Annotated in this window: 13 protein-coding genes; all 13 read right to left on the bottom strand. The window is 40.0% G+C overall.

Annotated features, from left to right (window positions below; all coding sequences use genetic code 11):
• Positions 1 to 41: 41 nt before the first annotated feature.
• The 13 genes from ACE198_RS18245 to ACE198_RS18185 all read right to left on the bottom strand — a co-directional run bounded on the left by ACE198_RS18245 (position 42) and on the right by ACE198_RS18185 (position 16,434).
• Positions 42 to 1,100 (bottom strand): Gfo/Idh/MocA family protein, encoded by a 1,059-nt coding sequence (locus tag ACE198_RS18245; RefSeq protein ID WP_375376572.1) that lies wholly within the window; start codon positions 1,098 to 1,100, stop codon positions 42 to 44.
• Positions 1,101 to 1,123: 23 nt separating this feature from the next.
• Entirely contained in the window at positions 1,124 to 2,137 is a 1,014-nt protein-coding gene (locus ACE198_RS18240; protein ID WP_375376571.1) for a Gfo/Idh/MocA family protein, read from the bottom strand.
• 22 nt (positions 2,138 to 2,159) lie between these two features.
• Positions 2,160 to 2,963, bottom strand: a complete 804-nt coding sequence (locus ACE198_RS18235) for a DeoR/GlpR family DNA-binding transcription regulator (protein WP_375376570.1) — start codon at positions 2,961 to 2,963, stop codon at positions 2,160 to 2,162.
• A gap of 39 nt (positions 2,964 to 3,002) precedes the next feature.
• Positions 3,003 to 5,474, bottom strand: coding sequence for an alpha-mannosidase (locus tag ACE198_RS18230; protein ID WP_375376569.1), 2,472 nt, complete (start codon positions 5,472 to 5,474; stop codon positions 3,003 to 3,005).
• On the bottom strand, positions 5,474 to 7,297 hold the full coding sequence (locus ACE198_RS18225; protein WP_375376568.1) for an MBL fold metallo-hydrolase: 1,824 nt from the start codon (positions 7,295 to 7,297) through the stop codon (positions 5,474 to 5,476). Before ACE198_RS18225 ends, ACE198_RS18230 begins: the two co-directional genes overlap by 1 nt.
• 27 nt (positions 7,298 to 7,324) lie before the next feature.
• A complete protein-coding gene (locus ACE198_RS18220) occupies positions 7,325 to 8,698 on the bottom strand; it encodes a protein O-GlcNAcase (RefSeq protein WP_375376567.1) in 1,374 nt (457 codons plus the stop codon).
• 40 nt (positions 8,699 to 8,738) lie between these two features.
• Positions 8,739 to 9,659, bottom strand: a complete 921-nt coding sequence (locus ACE198_RS18215) for a class II fructose-bisphosphate aldolase (protein WP_375376566.1) — start codon at positions 9,657 to 9,659, stop codon at positions 8,739 to 8,741.
• 30 nt (positions 9,660 to 9,689) lie between these two features.
• Positions 9,690 to 11,204: an FGGY-family carbohydrate kinase gene (locus ACE198_RS18210; RefSeq protein WP_375376565.1), complete on the bottom strand. Its 1,515-nt coding sequence runs from the start codon at positions 11,202 to 11,204 to the stop codon at positions 9,690 to 9,692.
• Between the two features lie 37 nt (positions 11,205 to 11,241).
• Positions 11,242 to 12,153 (bottom strand): carbohydrate ABC transporter permease, encoded by a 912-nt coding sequence (locus ACE198_RS18205; RefSeq protein WP_375376564.1) that lies wholly within the window; start codon positions 12,151 to 12,153, stop codon positions 11,242 to 11,244.
• The gene (locus ACE198_RS18200) at positions 12,150 to 13,052 is read right to left on the bottom strand and encodes a carbohydrate ABC transporter permease (RefSeq protein ID WP_180230056.1); all 903 of its coding nucleotides are present in this window, start codon (positions 13,050 to 13,052) and stop codon (positions 12,150 to 12,152) included. The genes ACE198_RS18205 and ACE198_RS18200 overlap by 4 nt, the downstream gene beginning before the upstream one ends.
• Positions 13,053 to 13,186: 134 nt before the next feature.
• Entirely contained in the window at positions 13,187 to 14,524 is a 1,338-nt protein-coding gene (locus ACE198_RS18195) for an ABC transporter substrate-binding protein (protein WP_098572867.1), read from the bottom strand.
• 226 nt (positions 14,525 to 14,750) lie between these two features.
• Entirely contained in the window at positions 14,751 to 15,368 is a 618-nt protein-coding gene (locus ACE198_RS18190; protein ID WP_375376563.1) for a YesL family protein, read from the bottom strand.
• An 85-nt stretch (positions 15,369 to 15,453) separates the two neighbouring features.
• Positions 15,454 to 16,434, bottom strand: a complete 981-nt coding sequence (locus ACE198_RS18185; RefSeq protein WP_375376562.1) for a Gfo/Idh/MocA family protein — start codon at positions 16,432 to 16,434, stop codon at positions 15,454 to 15,456.
• Between the last annotated feature and the right edge of the window lie 36 nt (positions 16,435 to 16,470).

The raw sequence follows: 16,470 nt of genomic DNA, 5'->3' as shown, positions 1-16,470 counted from the left end.
GCGGTTAAATTTCTTTAACCGCTGTTCTTTGATTGGACTATTTATACAGTTACATCTTCACTTAATTTAATTGCTTCGCCCTTTTCTGCTGACTCATACAGCCCATTAATGATTTTCTGAAGGTAGACACCTTGTATACCTGTACTTAATGTTTTTATTCCTTCTAAACACGAATCTACAAATCTCTCAAGTTCAAGTTCATACCAGTCTTTCTTATGCAAATGAGAAGGGGTAATATCTATTAAAGTGTCATGCTTTTCTTGATAGATTTTCAGTGGAAAGACATCTGCTCCCCCTTTATCTCCCATTAAGGAAACATTCATCACATCATGCTTTTCCACATTTGCAGCAAAAGCAGTTTCTAATAAAATTGACGCCCCATTTTTAAACGTGATCATACCACGTGCCATGTCTTCTACTGAGAAGTTTTCCCAATCCCATGTTCCCATGAGACCTACTCCTTTTTTGTTGCCAAGCTTCTGATACGTCACACCAAAAACAGTATCCGGCTCAGGATAACCCATCAAATATAAAGCGGTATCCAACATGTGAACTCCAATATCAATTAAAGGTCCCCCGCCCTGAAGTTCCTTATCTGTAAACACACCCCAGCCTGGAATTCCTCGGCGTCTCATAGCCGTCACACGTGCAGCATATATTTCCCCTAGTTCTCCTCCATCAATAAAGCGCTTTAATACTTCTACATGTGGAGCATGGCGGAAATGGAACCCATAAGTTAAGATTTTTCCAGCCTTTTCAGCGGCAATGGCCATTTCCTCAGCTTCTTTTGCTGTCATAGCCGGCGGCTTCTCGCATAAAACGTGACAACCTTCAGATAATGCAGCCATTGTCGCAGGATAATGGTATTTATTTGGTGTACAAATACTCACCGCATCTATTTGAACGCTTTGAAACATTTCTTCATAGCTTGAAAAAACATGTGGGATATTAAATTCTAATGCCGCCTTGTCAGCCATTTCTTTCACAACATCACAAATTGCAACAATCTCTACCTTTTCCCCGCATTTTAAATAGTTTGGAATATGGGCACCCGTTGCAATACCGCCAGCACCAATAATACCCACTCTTAATTTTTTCATCGCATTTCCCCCCTAATTTATCCCTATTTTTTTACGGTCACTATCTCATCCGTTTCTACTCTTCGACCTTGTGTTTGTGACAGGATTGCGGCTTGATTGATCAATGTTAATCCCTGCACATCCTTCTCTGTAATGGATGGAATTTTTCCTTCAATAATGGAGCTTATCCATTGTTCCATTGGCAGAGGCAGTGCGGTTGGCAAAGTATCAGGTGTATGCCACCCCTCACCCAGTTGTTTAGATTTTAAGCGGATTTTATCATCTTCTATTAATAATGCTCCTTCTGTTCCATACAATTCTAGCTGGAAAGGGCTTCCATTAGAAAGAAACCCTGTTTCAATTGTTCCTAACGCTCCGTTTTCATACTCGATAATCGCCACTGAATTAACATCAACTTCATTTTCCGATTGTGGCTGTAAGCGAGCTATCACAGCTTTTACTGGTCCTGCCAGGCGGTTCGTTAAATAAATCGGATGGGCACCAAGGTCAATAAATGCACCTCCACCGCACTCCTCTTTATTAAAAAAGTGTTTAGGCAGCCAGCCGTTTGGATTCCCCTCTAAAGGAACCGCACCATTATGTGCAAGCCGGCATCGAATAGACGTTAGTTTCCCTAATAGCCCTTCATTTAGAACTTGTTCTGCATATAAATAATAATTCTCAGTTAGCCGCGGCAGCGAAACCATCAGCTTTACTTGATTCTGATTCACTGCTTCATAGATTTCATTACAATCCTCTACTGTAAAAGCGAGTATTTTTTCAGTAAAAATGTGCTTCTTATATTCAGCAGCCAGAATAATAATCTCTTTATGAAGGTTTGTCGGTGTATCTACAATAACGGCATCAATTTCTGAGTCGGCCAAAACTTCCTTTAAGTCTGGTTCAAAAGGTACAGCAAGTTTTTTCGCCCATTCTTGACCACGTTCCACATTTTCATCCCAAACGACCTTAATTTGAATGTGTTCATTTTGATTTGCTTGACGTGCGTAATCGTCTGCATGGACATGCCATTTACTTAACAAAGCAACATTAACCATTGGATCTCCTCACTTTTAAGCTTTATATTTCATTTATCTCTTCTGATACCGGTACAACAATTACTTCAACGCCCTTTTTTTCAATTTCCTTAAGGATATCTGTATCGGCAAGTTCACTAGTAATAAATATATCTATTTCATTAAAATTACAAAAAGAGGTTAACCCTGCCCTTTGAAGTTTACTATGGTCAGCTACTACTACAATTTTTTGTCCTGAGGAAACCATTGCCCGTTTAATTTCTGCTTCATACAAATCAGAACTTGTAAAACCCTGGCGCAGTGAAATCCCTGATGTTCCTAAGAATACATAATCGGCATTGTAATTTTTTAATTCAATTTCCGCCTGTGGACCAACCAGACTCATTGAATTTCGTCTTAGTTTCCCGCCTAATAAGTAAATCGAGGCAGTTTCATCTTTGCTGCATTCTTCTGCTACATCCATAGCATTGGTAATAATCGTTAAATGACTATTTTCCGGTAAGTTTTTTCCCACATACCAGTTGGTTGACCCTGCATCAAAAATAACAATTTGCCCTTCCTTTATTAATTGAGCAGCTGCTTTCCCAATCGAATCTTTTTCATGTGAATATTGTAGTTTTCGTTTATTAACTGGAGGAATCAGGGAATGATTCTGATACTGTTCTTCTTCAATCAGGATGGCTCCCCCATAGTTTTTCTCTGCAATTCCTTCTTTTCCCAGCTGGGTGAGGTCCCGTCTAATCGTTTCCTCGGATACATGCAATAATTCGACTAGATCAGAAACTTTTACACTTTTATTCTTTATCAATAGTTCTTTAATAACCTTCCTGCGCTCTGCCACAATCATTTTGCAATACCCCTTCTTGCTCAAATAATTACTCTTTTTTTAATCTTCCCATTCCAGTAAATTGTTTTCAACTATTGGTTTGGATGGATCTTTAGGAATACGGAATGTCTTTATTTCTGATGGCTTAAACTCCGAAGTGATTGTCCGGCTCCACTTAGGAAGACTTATGACGGCAACTGTAGCTTCATTGGAGGTTTCATAGACCCGCACAATGAGGTCTTCATTGTCCTCCGCTTGCTTGATCACACTGACAATGACATTTTCCACATCTACAGACAAAAAGGAATCTTTTTGTGGCAGTGATCCTTTATGATAGCTCTCAATAATCGAAATAGGTTTTTGGTTTAACTCAGCCGCTCGTTTTACCGTACCCGCTGTTTCCCAATTCCCTGTATGAGGCAAAAGTGAGTAGGTAAATCTTTGAATTCCCTGATCAATAAATGAATAGGATTGGTTTTCTTCTGGAACGATTGGGTCATGGTGTGCATAGATAGGGCTGCGCAGAACGGTCATACTCATTTCCTTGTTATGTATATCAAAGCTGTATTTCCCGTCATTTAATAGGCTTAAGCCGTAACTTTCCCCTGTTGAAGGATGGGTTCCAGAGGTATCAATCCAATTTTGACCCGGTTCTTCTTCCCCATTCCCCTCTCTAACAATATGTCCATACGGAATTTCATAGGTTGATTTTCTAAAAATTAGATTGACAGGAAACTTCAGTTTTAGTGCTTTAAATTGTTCCTGCCAGTTTAATGAGCAATGAACATCAATCTGCTCAAGCTCCTGGTACATTGTAAAGTCTTGGACCAAAATAGATTTCCCATATTCACTGACCACACGAATCACAGATTTTACAGGCCCCTGTTCCACTAGTTTTACACTTGTTGCTTTAAATGCACCTGCTTCTTCATTAAATCGAAGGACATTGTGGGACCAGGTGTCACTCTTATCGTGGATGACCACTGGTCTTGCTGCTGGTCCGCTTAGTAGCTCAAGGTTCTTTTGTTTATCAAATAAATTTGTTACAAAGCCGGTATGTGAATCGATTTCAACCCTGAAATGAGCATTTTCTAAGAATGCTTCACTTGCTGGGAGCGATGGGAATTCTTTACTGTCATGACGACTGACAATTTTATAAACCCTGTACCCCATTGAAGGAAGGTCGGCAATGAAACTAACCCGTGAACGTCCTCCCGCTGTAGCCTGGGATTGAACGGTCTGCATCGCAATTTGATTCCCCTCTTCATCTACTAAAATATCACTTGACTTTAATCCGCCTACTTCTTGTTCAACATTCACCTTGCTGTTCCATGAATGAGGATTAAAGATCACAAGAGGTTTCATTCCTTTTTCTTCTTCTATATTAATTCTCCACGATAACGATTGAATCGCATAGTTTACTCCTCTTTTGGAGATTGACATCGCTTCCCCATGCATATCTCGTGCATCATCATAGGCTGCTTCTAAACTAGTTCCTGCTAATATGTCATGGAATTGATTGAACAATACATTTTTCCACGCCAGTCCGTATTCAGAAGATGGATAATTTTGACCTGTGAGCCAGTTCGCCAGAGACGAAAATTTTTCTGCTTTGATCAGTGCATTCTCTGCTTCTCGGTTCCATTTTTTTATTCCAGAATGAACGGAATAGCATCCACTCGCATGGTGCTGAAGGTCATCATGAACTACCGGGAACGGAAGATTCTTTTTCATGAGCTCATCAAAAAATTTATTAGGTGTGCTGAATACAAGATTCGGGTATGATGGGTCTTCATTTAATTGTTTAATGCTTTCGATATTTTCTTTTGTCGGCCCGCCGCCATGGTTGCCTACACCGTAAAAGGTCATAAAATCATTAAATGGTGCTTTTAATTCATCAGCATTTCGGCGTATATGTTTCTTGAGTTCCTTGCCCCATGTGCAATATTCAAATGGAATACGATAGGATAAAACACGTGACCCATCATCTGATTCCCACCAGAATAACCTTCCAGGCAGTCCTTTTTCCTGCGGACTTGGACGCATGAAAATATAATAATCCATGCCGCTCTTCTTTAAAATTTGCGGAAGCATTCCATGATGTCCAAAGCTGTCCACATTATAGCCAACTTTTGCCGTCACCCCGAATTTTTCTTCGAAATAACGCTGCCCATACAATCCCTGGCGGACAAAGGATTCTCCGCTTGGTATATTGCAATCAGGCTGAACCCACCAGCCTCCAACAATTTCCCAGCGTCCTTCTTTAATGCGCTGTTTGATTTCTTCAAACATTTCCGGTTCGTTGTTTTCAATCCATTCATAGTTTGCAGCGGAACTATTTGTAAACACAAATTCCGGGTACTCCTTCATTCTGTCAAGGGCCGAACGGAATGTTGCTTTTGTCTCCTGAAACCCTTCCTGCCATTGCCAAAGCCAAACTGGATCTAGATGAGCATTTCCAATCATATGTAAAGTCTTCACTTTTGTTTTTGGCAGTTGTTTTTCTTTTTCAGCAATCGTTTTTTCTGTCATTAATGGTCTCCTCCTTCAGCAGGCAGATTATTAATTGTAACCAGCGCTTCAGCATGCTGCCCAAAATGATGTTCCCCTATGGTTAGATCAACGGCTATTCGTTCTCTATAGCCTTGGGTTTCTATTGGAACTGTCATGGATGCCGTAAATTGTATGGTTTCCATGCTTGTTAATTTCGCTTTGAATTCACTATTATCGACCTGCCAGTTGGTTGGTGTGATCATCTTTGCTAATACCTCTTTTTCTTCATAAAACGGATTCTTTATTTCGACCGTTACCGAAAAAGTATCACCTGTCTGAACCCTCGTCTGGTATGGATGAATAATGGCTCCAAATCCATCGGCCCCTAAATCCAGTTCATCTAATGGCAAAAGGTCACGATGAAGTTGTTCAAGCACCTTCCCTTTTTCTTCAATTAGTTGAAGAAATTCCTCAGTAACAACTATTGGCTCCCAATGCCCTGAAATGAGAAGATCTGGTTGTAATTCTCTATAAAGCTTGGCACTATCTATGTAATCCCAAATTCTAAATTGGTTTTGATACACATAATTGAATTGTCCGTCGTCTCCTTGATACTGATCTCCGATTGCAAGAACTCGTTTTCCATCAATGATAAATTCAATAACAACTGCATATAAAGTATGTCCTGGCTGCTCATAAAGTGTGAATTCGTACTCTTCCCACTTAATTTTTTGTTTTAACGGCAGCTGTCGATTCACAGGGATAGGATCATACCACAAACATGGCAAGTTAAACTTTTCAGGATCTTCGAGGACATGGGAAAAGTTTTCAGGGCACCAAATTTCCGTTCCTTCGATATCCCTCAATAAGTTAAGACCTGCCACATGATCATCATGGTAATGAGTCGGAATGACTACATCAATCTTTTCCACACCATATTGTTCTTTTAACTTCGAAAGAGTGTATAACCAAGGCCTCCTTGAAGCTCTGTCACTTCCAGCTGCAATCCCTCCTATGAAATCGTAACCAAAATCAATAAACAGGGCTTTGCCGCTTTTTGATAGGATGACGTATGCATTGGACATGCTTGTTTTGTTAAATAACAAATGCGGTGTAATTTCTTCATAGGGGTTTTCCCTCAATTTGAGTAACCTTGGGTTATGATTTCTTTGATTCATTAATTTCACAAGGCGCCCAATAAGGAGGTCAATTGCATCTGAAGAGTGCTCCATTAATTGCCCATGTGATGGCAAAAGCAGGTCGGGGGTTCGGTCTTTTATATCCAAAAGGGAAAGAACACTTAATGCAATCCCCTCTCCACCGTTATACGTCCATTGGGTAGCAGACAAGGACCAAACTTTGCCAGGTCCATAAATTAAATCACCAGTAAATGCGGTTCTCTTCCCGTCTATTTCTGCTATGACAGTAATCGAACCAACGGTATGTCCTGGAGTAGGAATAATCGTAAAAGCTATCCCGTTAATCACATGTGAGGAATAATCTTTTAAGGAGCCATAAACAGGCACTGATTGCAGAAGGGAAAAGCGATCCTGCCGCATATTGTAGTTATTTGTGATTGCTCGAGCCTTCCAATGTTCATCGATATGATGAAATAGGTCTTGTTCTGTATGAGGCACCCAAATGCGTATCCCTTCCTGGACTGCAATATGCAACCCCTGAACTTGGTCCCGGTGATGATGGGTTATAAGAATATCTGACACGTTGTCAACTCCGATTGAACCCAGGTGTTGAAGAACATTTCCATCCCCAAAGTCAATTAAGACCGCTTTTTTTCCGGTCTTGATCACGTAGACATTACATGTATCTTCATATAGGAAAAGATTTGTTGAGATTTTTTTCATCTCTCTATACAACTCCCATTATTGTCTTTAATTAAAGATATTGCTTTTTTTCTTATCTACTTTCGTCTCAACAAACTCTATTAATGGGAGTAGTATGCTTCCTGCATATCTTTTCGGATGATTCCGTATTTCACCGGCCGACTCCTTAAGCCAATTGAGAGGAGCAGTAATATCTTCGTTGTTTTCCAAAGCCCTTAAAACCGTAATGGCCCTTCTCCCTGCCCATGCCATGCTTTCCATCAGTTCAATCCATTGAACCAGATTATTACGCAGGGCATAATTAGACATTCTGTATTTAAGATGGTATCCGGCTTCATCAAGTGAATCCAAGTAGTCAAACAGCTTTTGGACATCTTTGCTAACGGATGCAGTTTCACCTAAGTGAAGACTAGAAAGTGCTTTTTGAACTAACTGCTCCAATATTGGTGCTTCCGGATAACCAAGACAAGAGAACAATGAATTCTCAGCGAAGAGTTTGATAGCTTCATAGTTTTCATTACCAGCGATTGTTTTCAATGCCTTTTCCCACGATGACCAGGGTTCATAGCAAGCTGGATTTTTAAAATAATCCGCAAAGGTTAGCAAAGCTATTTTTGAGGCCTCAGCCTGGCTCATTGTATTGACGATAAACCCTTTACACACATGCGGAAGTCTGCCGTCACGTCCGGTAATTGGACCGATATGCATCTCATTTGTCATCGCTAAGTCATTTACAGGATAGTTATCCCAAATAATCGGTTTTCTTTGGACAGCTGCTGCAAAGTCAGCAGCATCTTGTTCGGATATAGTTTCAGAACAAATCTCTGGACCTGTATAAAAGATATCAATCTCTTGGTCTAGTCCTTTTCCAAGTTCATGAATATAGTCACTAAATGGTGCCTTCCCGTGATAATCAGTAGGACAAAGTGATAATTTACATGATTGATCCAGCGATTTTAACCAATATAGCAATCTGTTCGCGATATGTATATGCGCCCCAGCATAACTGTTAAACATAAGCCGCTCTTCTTCATGATGGAATTCAGCAGCAATGTCATCGAGCATAATCATAAAATGCCTGACTCCAATATCATAAAATGCTTTATACTTCGTGGTAATCAAGTGGAAATCTTCTTCGGATGCATAATTGATTGAAACACCAGATCCGAGCGAGTAGCAGAATTCTACTCCATGGTTCATCGAATGTTTCACCGTTTCTGCAAATTGTTCCATAATGAAATCGGGATATGGCTCCCGCCAGCGGGCACGATGCTGGCGGTCATTTTTAGGTCCATAAATGTATAAATTAAAGTCATTCTCTGCAATAAAAGAGATTAAATTATTCCGTTCGGGAGCAGTGTAAAATAAACCATAAAAACCTTCAATGACCCCTCTAACTGGAAAAAAGGATGTGTCTGTCATTTCGTACCTCCTTTATTAAGTGGTTTAATTGCTCCTTTTATTAACCCTGAAAGTTTTCTGCCTGATTTGAACTGCCCAGAGAGTGCTGAATTTTTTCGATTACTGTTGCCTCAACGGCTTTTTGCGCCATTTCTAACTGCTCGTTTGATAGTGATTTGCATTCCTCGTTTGTCATCCGTTCTTCTTTTCCTAGCGATTTTAGAAGGGAAATCTCCAAATCTGTTGCAATATTCACTTTACTAACACCGCCATTTGGAAGCTTCGTAGCTGCAATAATCATCTCAGCAGGTACACCTGATCCACCATGAAGAACTAAATGAACCGGTGTTAATTTCCGAATGGCTTTTAGTCTCTCAAGGTCTACCTTTGGCTGTCTAACAAGATAGACACCATGGGCCGTACCGCATGAAACCGCCAATGCATCACAGCCGGTTTCATTTACAAACTGCAAAGCCTCAGCTGGATCGGTGTAGAGCTCCTCATCCTTGTCAGTTTCCACAAAATCAGTTGTTCCGATTTTTCCCAACTCAGCCTCTACGGAAACACCTTTCGCATGGGCATAGTCCACAACCTTTTTACTGATAGAGATATTTTCGGCTAACTCGTGCTCCGAAGCGTCAATCATCACGGAAGTAAACCCAGCCTCAATCGCATCTTCAAGAACAGAGATTTGCTTTGTATGGTCAAGGTGAAGAACGACCGGAACTGTAATACTCTCTTCTTCGACTGCTCGGTAAAATTCTTCTGCGAATTCGAACGGAGTAATGCCATACCGTTCTAATTCTTTTTGTGAAATTTGGACAATTAACGGTGATTTTGTTTTTTCACCCGCCCTTAAAACAGGGCGGATCATAGGAGTATACCGTGGAGAGAAAGAGCCAATCGCATAGCCCTTTTTTTCTGCTTCCTCCAGGGCTTCTTTTAACGTCAATACATTGATTAAATCTGTTTTATTAGTCATCATCATAAGCTCCTCTATTTATCTAATTACTCATTCATTTGTTAGGGACGATGGAAAACGGCGATAAAAATTCCGTAGTTGTTCCTGCAGCCCCATATACCCTTCTTCATATAAGTGTTTATATTCCTGATGGAATTCCTGATTTGGCACTATTTCCTTGCTGTGCGTATAGCGGACTGCCAAAACCGCCTCTTCCTCGCTCTTATAAACCCCGCTGCCAATTCCTGCTGCTATAGCAGCTCCAAGCATGGTTGCTTCATTAATTTCCGGGATAGTTAACTGGCAATTGGTAATGTCTGCTTTTATTTGCATCCAGTATTTATTTTTCGTCCCTCCGCCAACTGAAGTCATTCGGTTAATCCGGTATCCAGAAATCCTTTCTGCAGATCTGCGTATCGATTCCAATTCATACGCTGTTCCCTCCATCATTGCTTTCAAAAGATCTCTCCTTTGATGAGATGTCTTGAGACCAACGAAAGCCCCTCTTGCGTATGTGTCTGGCTGCGGTGAGCCGCTTCCGGACAAGTATGGGTAATATAAGATACGTGACGGGCCTGCTTTTACATTAGAAGAGAGGGTCATAATTTCTTCGTAGGTCATTTTTCGATCTGCGAATTGTTCCCTGAACCATTCAATTGAACCTCCGGAGGCTGAAATTCCTCCCATCCAAAAGAGGCGGTTCCGGACGATATGACAGCCGAAGGTCATACCTGAAGCGTATTCTATATCTTTAAGCTGCCTTTTCTCAAACGTACCTACCATTGTCTCGGCGGTTCCAATTGAATTAAATACATTACCTGGATTGACAGCACCAACGGCAAGGGCAGCAACAAGGTGGTCATGACCTGCAATGGCGACAGGTATTCCTGTAGAAAGTCCTAGCTGGTCTAACGCTTTTGGTTGAGTCACACCCATTAGTTTTCCACTTGGCATTACTTCTGGAAATAATTGTTCCGGTAACCCAAAGTGCTTTATCCACGGCTGGTCCCATGTTAGTTGGTCAATCCGGAACGCATAGGTCCTTGCAGCCAGGGTATAATCTGTTGCAAGATTCCCGGTTAGCAAGTAGGCAATATAATCTGATGCCGACAGCCAGACAGCCTCTTCCAAAATATCCTTATCCTGTTTTTTCAATTGTAATATTTTTGCCAGCCCGTACTTGTAGCTATTATGAAGACCTGTTTTTTGAAAGCGATCAAAGGGTCGATCTTCTTTTGATATTTCCTCTGCTTCGGTTTCCGCACAGCGGCTGAACCATGGAATGAAATTAGTTCTTGGTTTTCCAGTTCTCCTGTCCAGCAGTAGACCAGTTTCGGCCATACTAGTTATACCGATAGCCGAAACCTTTTCATCACAGCCGGATAAAATCTCCTTTAGACAGCTTGCAATATTTCTCCAAATTTCTGATGGAGAGAAAAACGGTTCACCTTTTTGGTTATAATGAGTAATAGTTGGACGAACAGCAATTTTTAGGATTGATCCATTTTCTTGAAAAAAACCCGCCTTACAATGTGTTGTCCCAATATCAATACCAAGCAATCCCATTGTCTAAACAATTCCTTCCACTTTTTCCTTGTACACCTTATCCTTTAGAACCAGCCGTTAAATTCATTCCTTCGATAAAGTAACGTTGGAAGAAGAAGAACAGCAGGATAACCGGTAATAAAACCATGATTGATCCAGCCATCAAAAAGTTCCATTGGGTGTCATTTTGTCCTTTAAACACTTGCAAGCCAAGCTGCAAAGTATACATTGATTCATCATTTAAGAATAATAATGGTCCAAGAAAATCATTCCATGCGCCGTTAAAGGAAAAAATCGCAACCGTAGCAATGGCTGGTTTGGCAAGCGGAATGATGATTTTCCACCAGATATAAAGATGATTAGCCCCATCTATTTTGGCTGCTTCAATTAATTCATTTGGTATCGTCAAAAAGAATTGACGAAGTAAGAAGATAAAAAAGGCACTTCCAAAGAAAGCCGGGAGAATTAATGGAATATAGGTATTTAGCCAACCCAATTTGGCATAAAGCACATATTGAGGAATTAACGTAACGAAACCAGGAATCATCATCGTTGCCAGCACTACTGCAAACAAAAAGTTTCGTCCTTTAAACTGAATTTTGGCAAATCCATAAGCGATGAACGAATTGGCGAGAACATTCCCTAATACAACGAAACTTGTAATAAATAAAGTATTCCAGGTGTATCTAAAAAAAGATCCCTTTTCTAAGGCAATTCCATAGTTTTCCCAGTGCCACTCTTTTGGGATAAAGGTTGGCGGGTATGTCATAATTTCTTTCATATCTTTTAAAGATGTGGCGAACATCCACCAGATTGGCGATAATATTAACAAGCTTCCAAGAATGAGGATGGTTAAGATAATGGCTTGACCTACTTTTTTCTTGAATCGTAAACTTTTAAAATAGTTATCTTTTTCTTGGACGACTTCACTCATTTGTGTTCCGCTCCTCTTTTGGACCACTTCGCTCATTTTTGATCCTCCCCTTCATAATGTACCCAGCGTGGGGCAAGCTTTAGGTTGAATACCGTTAACACGAGGATGATGATAAATAAAACCCACGACATCGCCATCGCGTAACCCATATCGAAAACTTCAAACGCTTTGTTCCACATATGTAAATTATAAAAAACTAATGAATTTGCCGGCCCGCCATCTCCACTTTCACTCATTACATAAGCTTCTTGAAAAATTTGGAACGCTCCAATTGTACTTGTTACAAGATCGAAAAAGATAACTGGTGTAATCATAGGCAGGGTAATATGAAAAAACTTCCTAAATGTACTTGCCCCATCAATCTCTGCTGCTTCATACAGAGAAGGTGAAACACCTTGCAGACTTGCCAGGTACAATAGCATTCCGCCGCCGACACTCCACATTTTCATAAAGATTAATGCGTTCTTTGTCCAAGATGGATCCGTCAGCCATGCCGGTCCTTCAATTCCAACAAAACCAAGCAATGTATTAACCAATCCTGTGGAAGGACTCAGTAATTGCATCCAAAGTAAATAGACACCCACACCAGATAAAACCGCCGGCAAATAGAAAATCGTTCGAAATACTCTCATTCCCCGAACACCTTGGTTTAAAAGAACAGCGAGCAGAACAGCACCAGCTGTTGTTAACGGTACAGAAACGACGACAAAATAGAGGGTATTTCGCAGTGAAAGCCAAATTATCGGGTCATTTGTAAACATCTTTTTAAAATTATCCAGCCCGATGAAATCCATACTTGAGGTGATATTATAATTGGTAAAACTACCATAGAGGGAAAATAGTAGTGGTCCTGCAAGGAAAAATAGAAAACCAATTATCCATGGAGCAATAAAAAGGTATCCTTGGAGACCTTCCTTTCGCTGTAATGAAACCATTGTCTTTGAGTGTATAATATTCCTTTTTATATCTGATTTTCCTAAAATCTTTGGTTCCATTTGAATCATCCCTTCTTCCCAGTTTAAGCAATCAGGGAGCGAATTGATGTCACTCCCTGAAATACTGCTTAAGACTATTTGTTATTCTTAACCAGCTCTTCTACTGCTTTTTGTGCATCATCCAATCCTTCTTTCGGTGATTTTTTCCCTAATAGAACGGACTCAATCTCTGGCTGGATTAAATTGATATAATCTGGTGCTTCGATTGGTGTTGGCGTTAGCAAGGTTTGTTTCATATTTTCATTCGCTAATGAATATACCTTCTTGCCATCCTCTGTAAATTCTGTACTGGTAGAAGCTTTTTCTGCTGCTTCTTTGTTTGCAACAATATCAAAGTTTTTAACCGCCCAGTATTCTTGTGCCTGGACATCCGTTAAATACTTCAGGAATTCCCAAGCTTCATCAGGATGTTTCGCTCCCTTAGGAATCTCGGCGACAAATCCACCGCCCCAGCTTTCATTACCGGTTCCTGGTTCCATTTCAGGCAGCGGCGCCACGCCAAATTCCATACCTTCACCATAATCTCTTATTTTTGTGAAGAAATTTGCATTATCAGTAGTCATAGCCAATTTACCAGCAACAAATGGATCTGCTGTTTGCTCACCAAATTCAGCTTTAAAGTTATTAATTGTTTTATCACCGTAATAATCATAGTAATTTTTCATCCAAGTTAACGCTTTTACATTGGTTTCATCATTGATAACTGCTTTATTTGCATCAAAGTCCCAGTAACCTTTTCCGTCTGCATTGATCATCCAGACATCGGCTCCGATTCCCTGATTTGGCAAGTAACCGATTCTTTCATATTTATTGCCTTTTTTCACATCAAGCTTTTTACCCATTTCTTCTAACTCTGCCCATGTTTTTGGTGGTGTATTTGGATCAAGGCCTGCTTCTTTAAACATTTTTTTATTCCAGAATAATAGACGTGTATCTGTGTTAAATGGCAATGCATATGGATCCCCTTTATATAGACTTGCATTATAAAGTTCTGGGAAGAAACGATCTTTAACTGCTGGGTCCTTCTTTAAATATTTTGCTAGATTTGTATTTTGATTGTTTTTCGCACGGTGGCCTACTGCATTGATATCATTTATGATTAGGTCTGCAGGATTTCCGGCAGCAATGGATGCTAAGTTCTTAGTCCAAACATCTCCCCATGGCAGATATGTATGTTTGACTTCGATTTTATCCTGAGATTTATTAAAATCATCAATAATTTTTTCAATAATTGGACGGCGAGTTTCAGATCCCCAAAAAGTCCAAAAATCAATAACAACTTTTTCGCCATTCTTAGATTTACTTCCACTCTCGTTTGCACCGGATTCTTTGCTTGAACAGCCAGTTAGGATTAACGAAAAGCTCATGGCTAGAATTAACAGTGTCATTAATGTTTTTCTTACTGTCTTCATTCAAAATCCCCCTAGAAAATTTTTTAATTGGTCGCAACCTCACATTTCTGTTCAACTAGATTTTGGAAAACTTCTCTCCCTCCGTGTTTTTTCATTGAATCGTCAAATGATTATGACTGTTATTGTGGAATTTATTACTGATTTTGTGAGGTTTTGTGGACTTATCCCTATTATTATATGAATGCGTTTACAAGTCAATCATTTTTGAATATTCTATTTATATTTTTTATAAGTTTTCACCAGCCTCTTTTAAGGTTATTTTTGGCAGTCTATTTATGATATAGTGTGCTGAAACAGTACTAATTAGTGCCGTTAAACTTGCTATTAATAATACTCCAATGCCAGTAACAAACAACAACAGTAATAGAATCAACAAAAAACCACACGACATGAGAAAAGTGATAACAGGCTTTCGTACTCCCAGCATGAAAGAAAAAAATAGAGTCTTATACCATGGATATTCATAGCGAAGAAATACAGGAAAACTATACGAAACAGCAATTAGGAATAACAGGGTAAATGCTAATACGGCAACTCGAATAATTTCTGTCATATCAGAAATTGCGTTTCTTAGGATTAAAAGATCAACAAATAGCAGCCCGCCAATAATCACTATGGAAAGTCCAAGTGGATAGCTTTTAAGGAATAACCTTTTGAACTCTCGAATAAAGACCTTAAAGTCCGGCTCATCTTGATCCTCTCTAACCAATCTGTCCATTACTCCAAACATTGCTGCTGTGGCAGGAATAATAGTAACAATAGGGAGTGAAAATAATAGCCAAATAGCGTTCAGAAATAATAGTCTCCACAGCCACTCCATTATAAATAACAGTGTTCTACGCATAAAAACGCTCTCCTTAAAAAGACTTAATGATCATGGAAACCCAGGGTGCCTTTATATTGCGAGTGACACCCCTGGTTATACTAAACTATTTAACTAAGTTTTTTGTACTTAACTCGAGGGCATCACTTGCTTTTAAGGCAACATCAAGAGATTGAATACTATCTTTATAAGTAGAGAGAACAAATGAAGGATTCTTTTCTTCTATCGCCTTTGCAAATGCCGCTAATTCCCGCTGGTATAGTGCATTTTCATCCGATTGAAAGGAAATAGGCTCCCCTTCTACCTTTCCGGTTACACTTCCATTGACAAGGTCAAGTACTAAATGGAGTTGGTCCGAGATGAATTCAATTTGTGTAAAGACATCTGGATAGGACCAAGTATGTGTGTGATTCTGCAAGATTCCATTCTGGTATTTCATTGATAGATTAAAACTATCTTCAACAGTAAAGTCTTCGCCTTTTGGCACAACGAGATTGTCTTGATAACCTGTTACTCGCTCCATTTCTCCAAGCAGGTAGCGCGACAAATCAAAAATATGAATGGCCTGGTCGAATACAGGACCTCCCGATATTTCTTTATTAAAGAACCAGCGCGGCCAATTTGGACGAAGCGCTAACCCATCAAGCATGGCACTGCGAACCAGGGTAATCCTTCTGCCTTTAATCAGTTCTTTTAAATAGGCGACAGCAGGGCTGTACCTGTACATAAACCCCACACTATTAATGACACCGGTTCGCGCTAAAATATCTTCCACCTTTTGTGCCATTTCGAGACTTTTTGCAGGCGGCTTTTCAATAAAACAGTGGATTCCCCGCTCCGCGGCTTCACGAACAAGAAATTCCCGGACCTCTGGCGGAGTACAGATTACTACTCCTTCAGGCTTGCTTTCTTCCAGCATGTCCACATAACTGGTATAGCCCTTCACAGCAAATTTATTAACTGCTTTTAAAAGTGTTTCTTTATTTAATTCACAAACACCAACCACTTCAATTTCCGGCATATTCTTCATCGTGCTTAAATGCCCTTGGCCTTGCCAGCCTGTGCCGACCACTGCAATTCGTACCATGATTGCATTCCTCCTTACTGATATTTAAAATTTTGG

Source organism: Neobacillus sp. KR4-4 (genome assembly GCF_042136325.1).
Taxonomy (GTDB): domain Bacteria; phylum Bacillota; class Bacilli; order Bacillales; family Cytobacillaceae; genus Neobacillus.
Note: the sequence above shows the minus strand (reverse complement) of the source record. Positions and strands in the feature narration are given on the sequence as shown.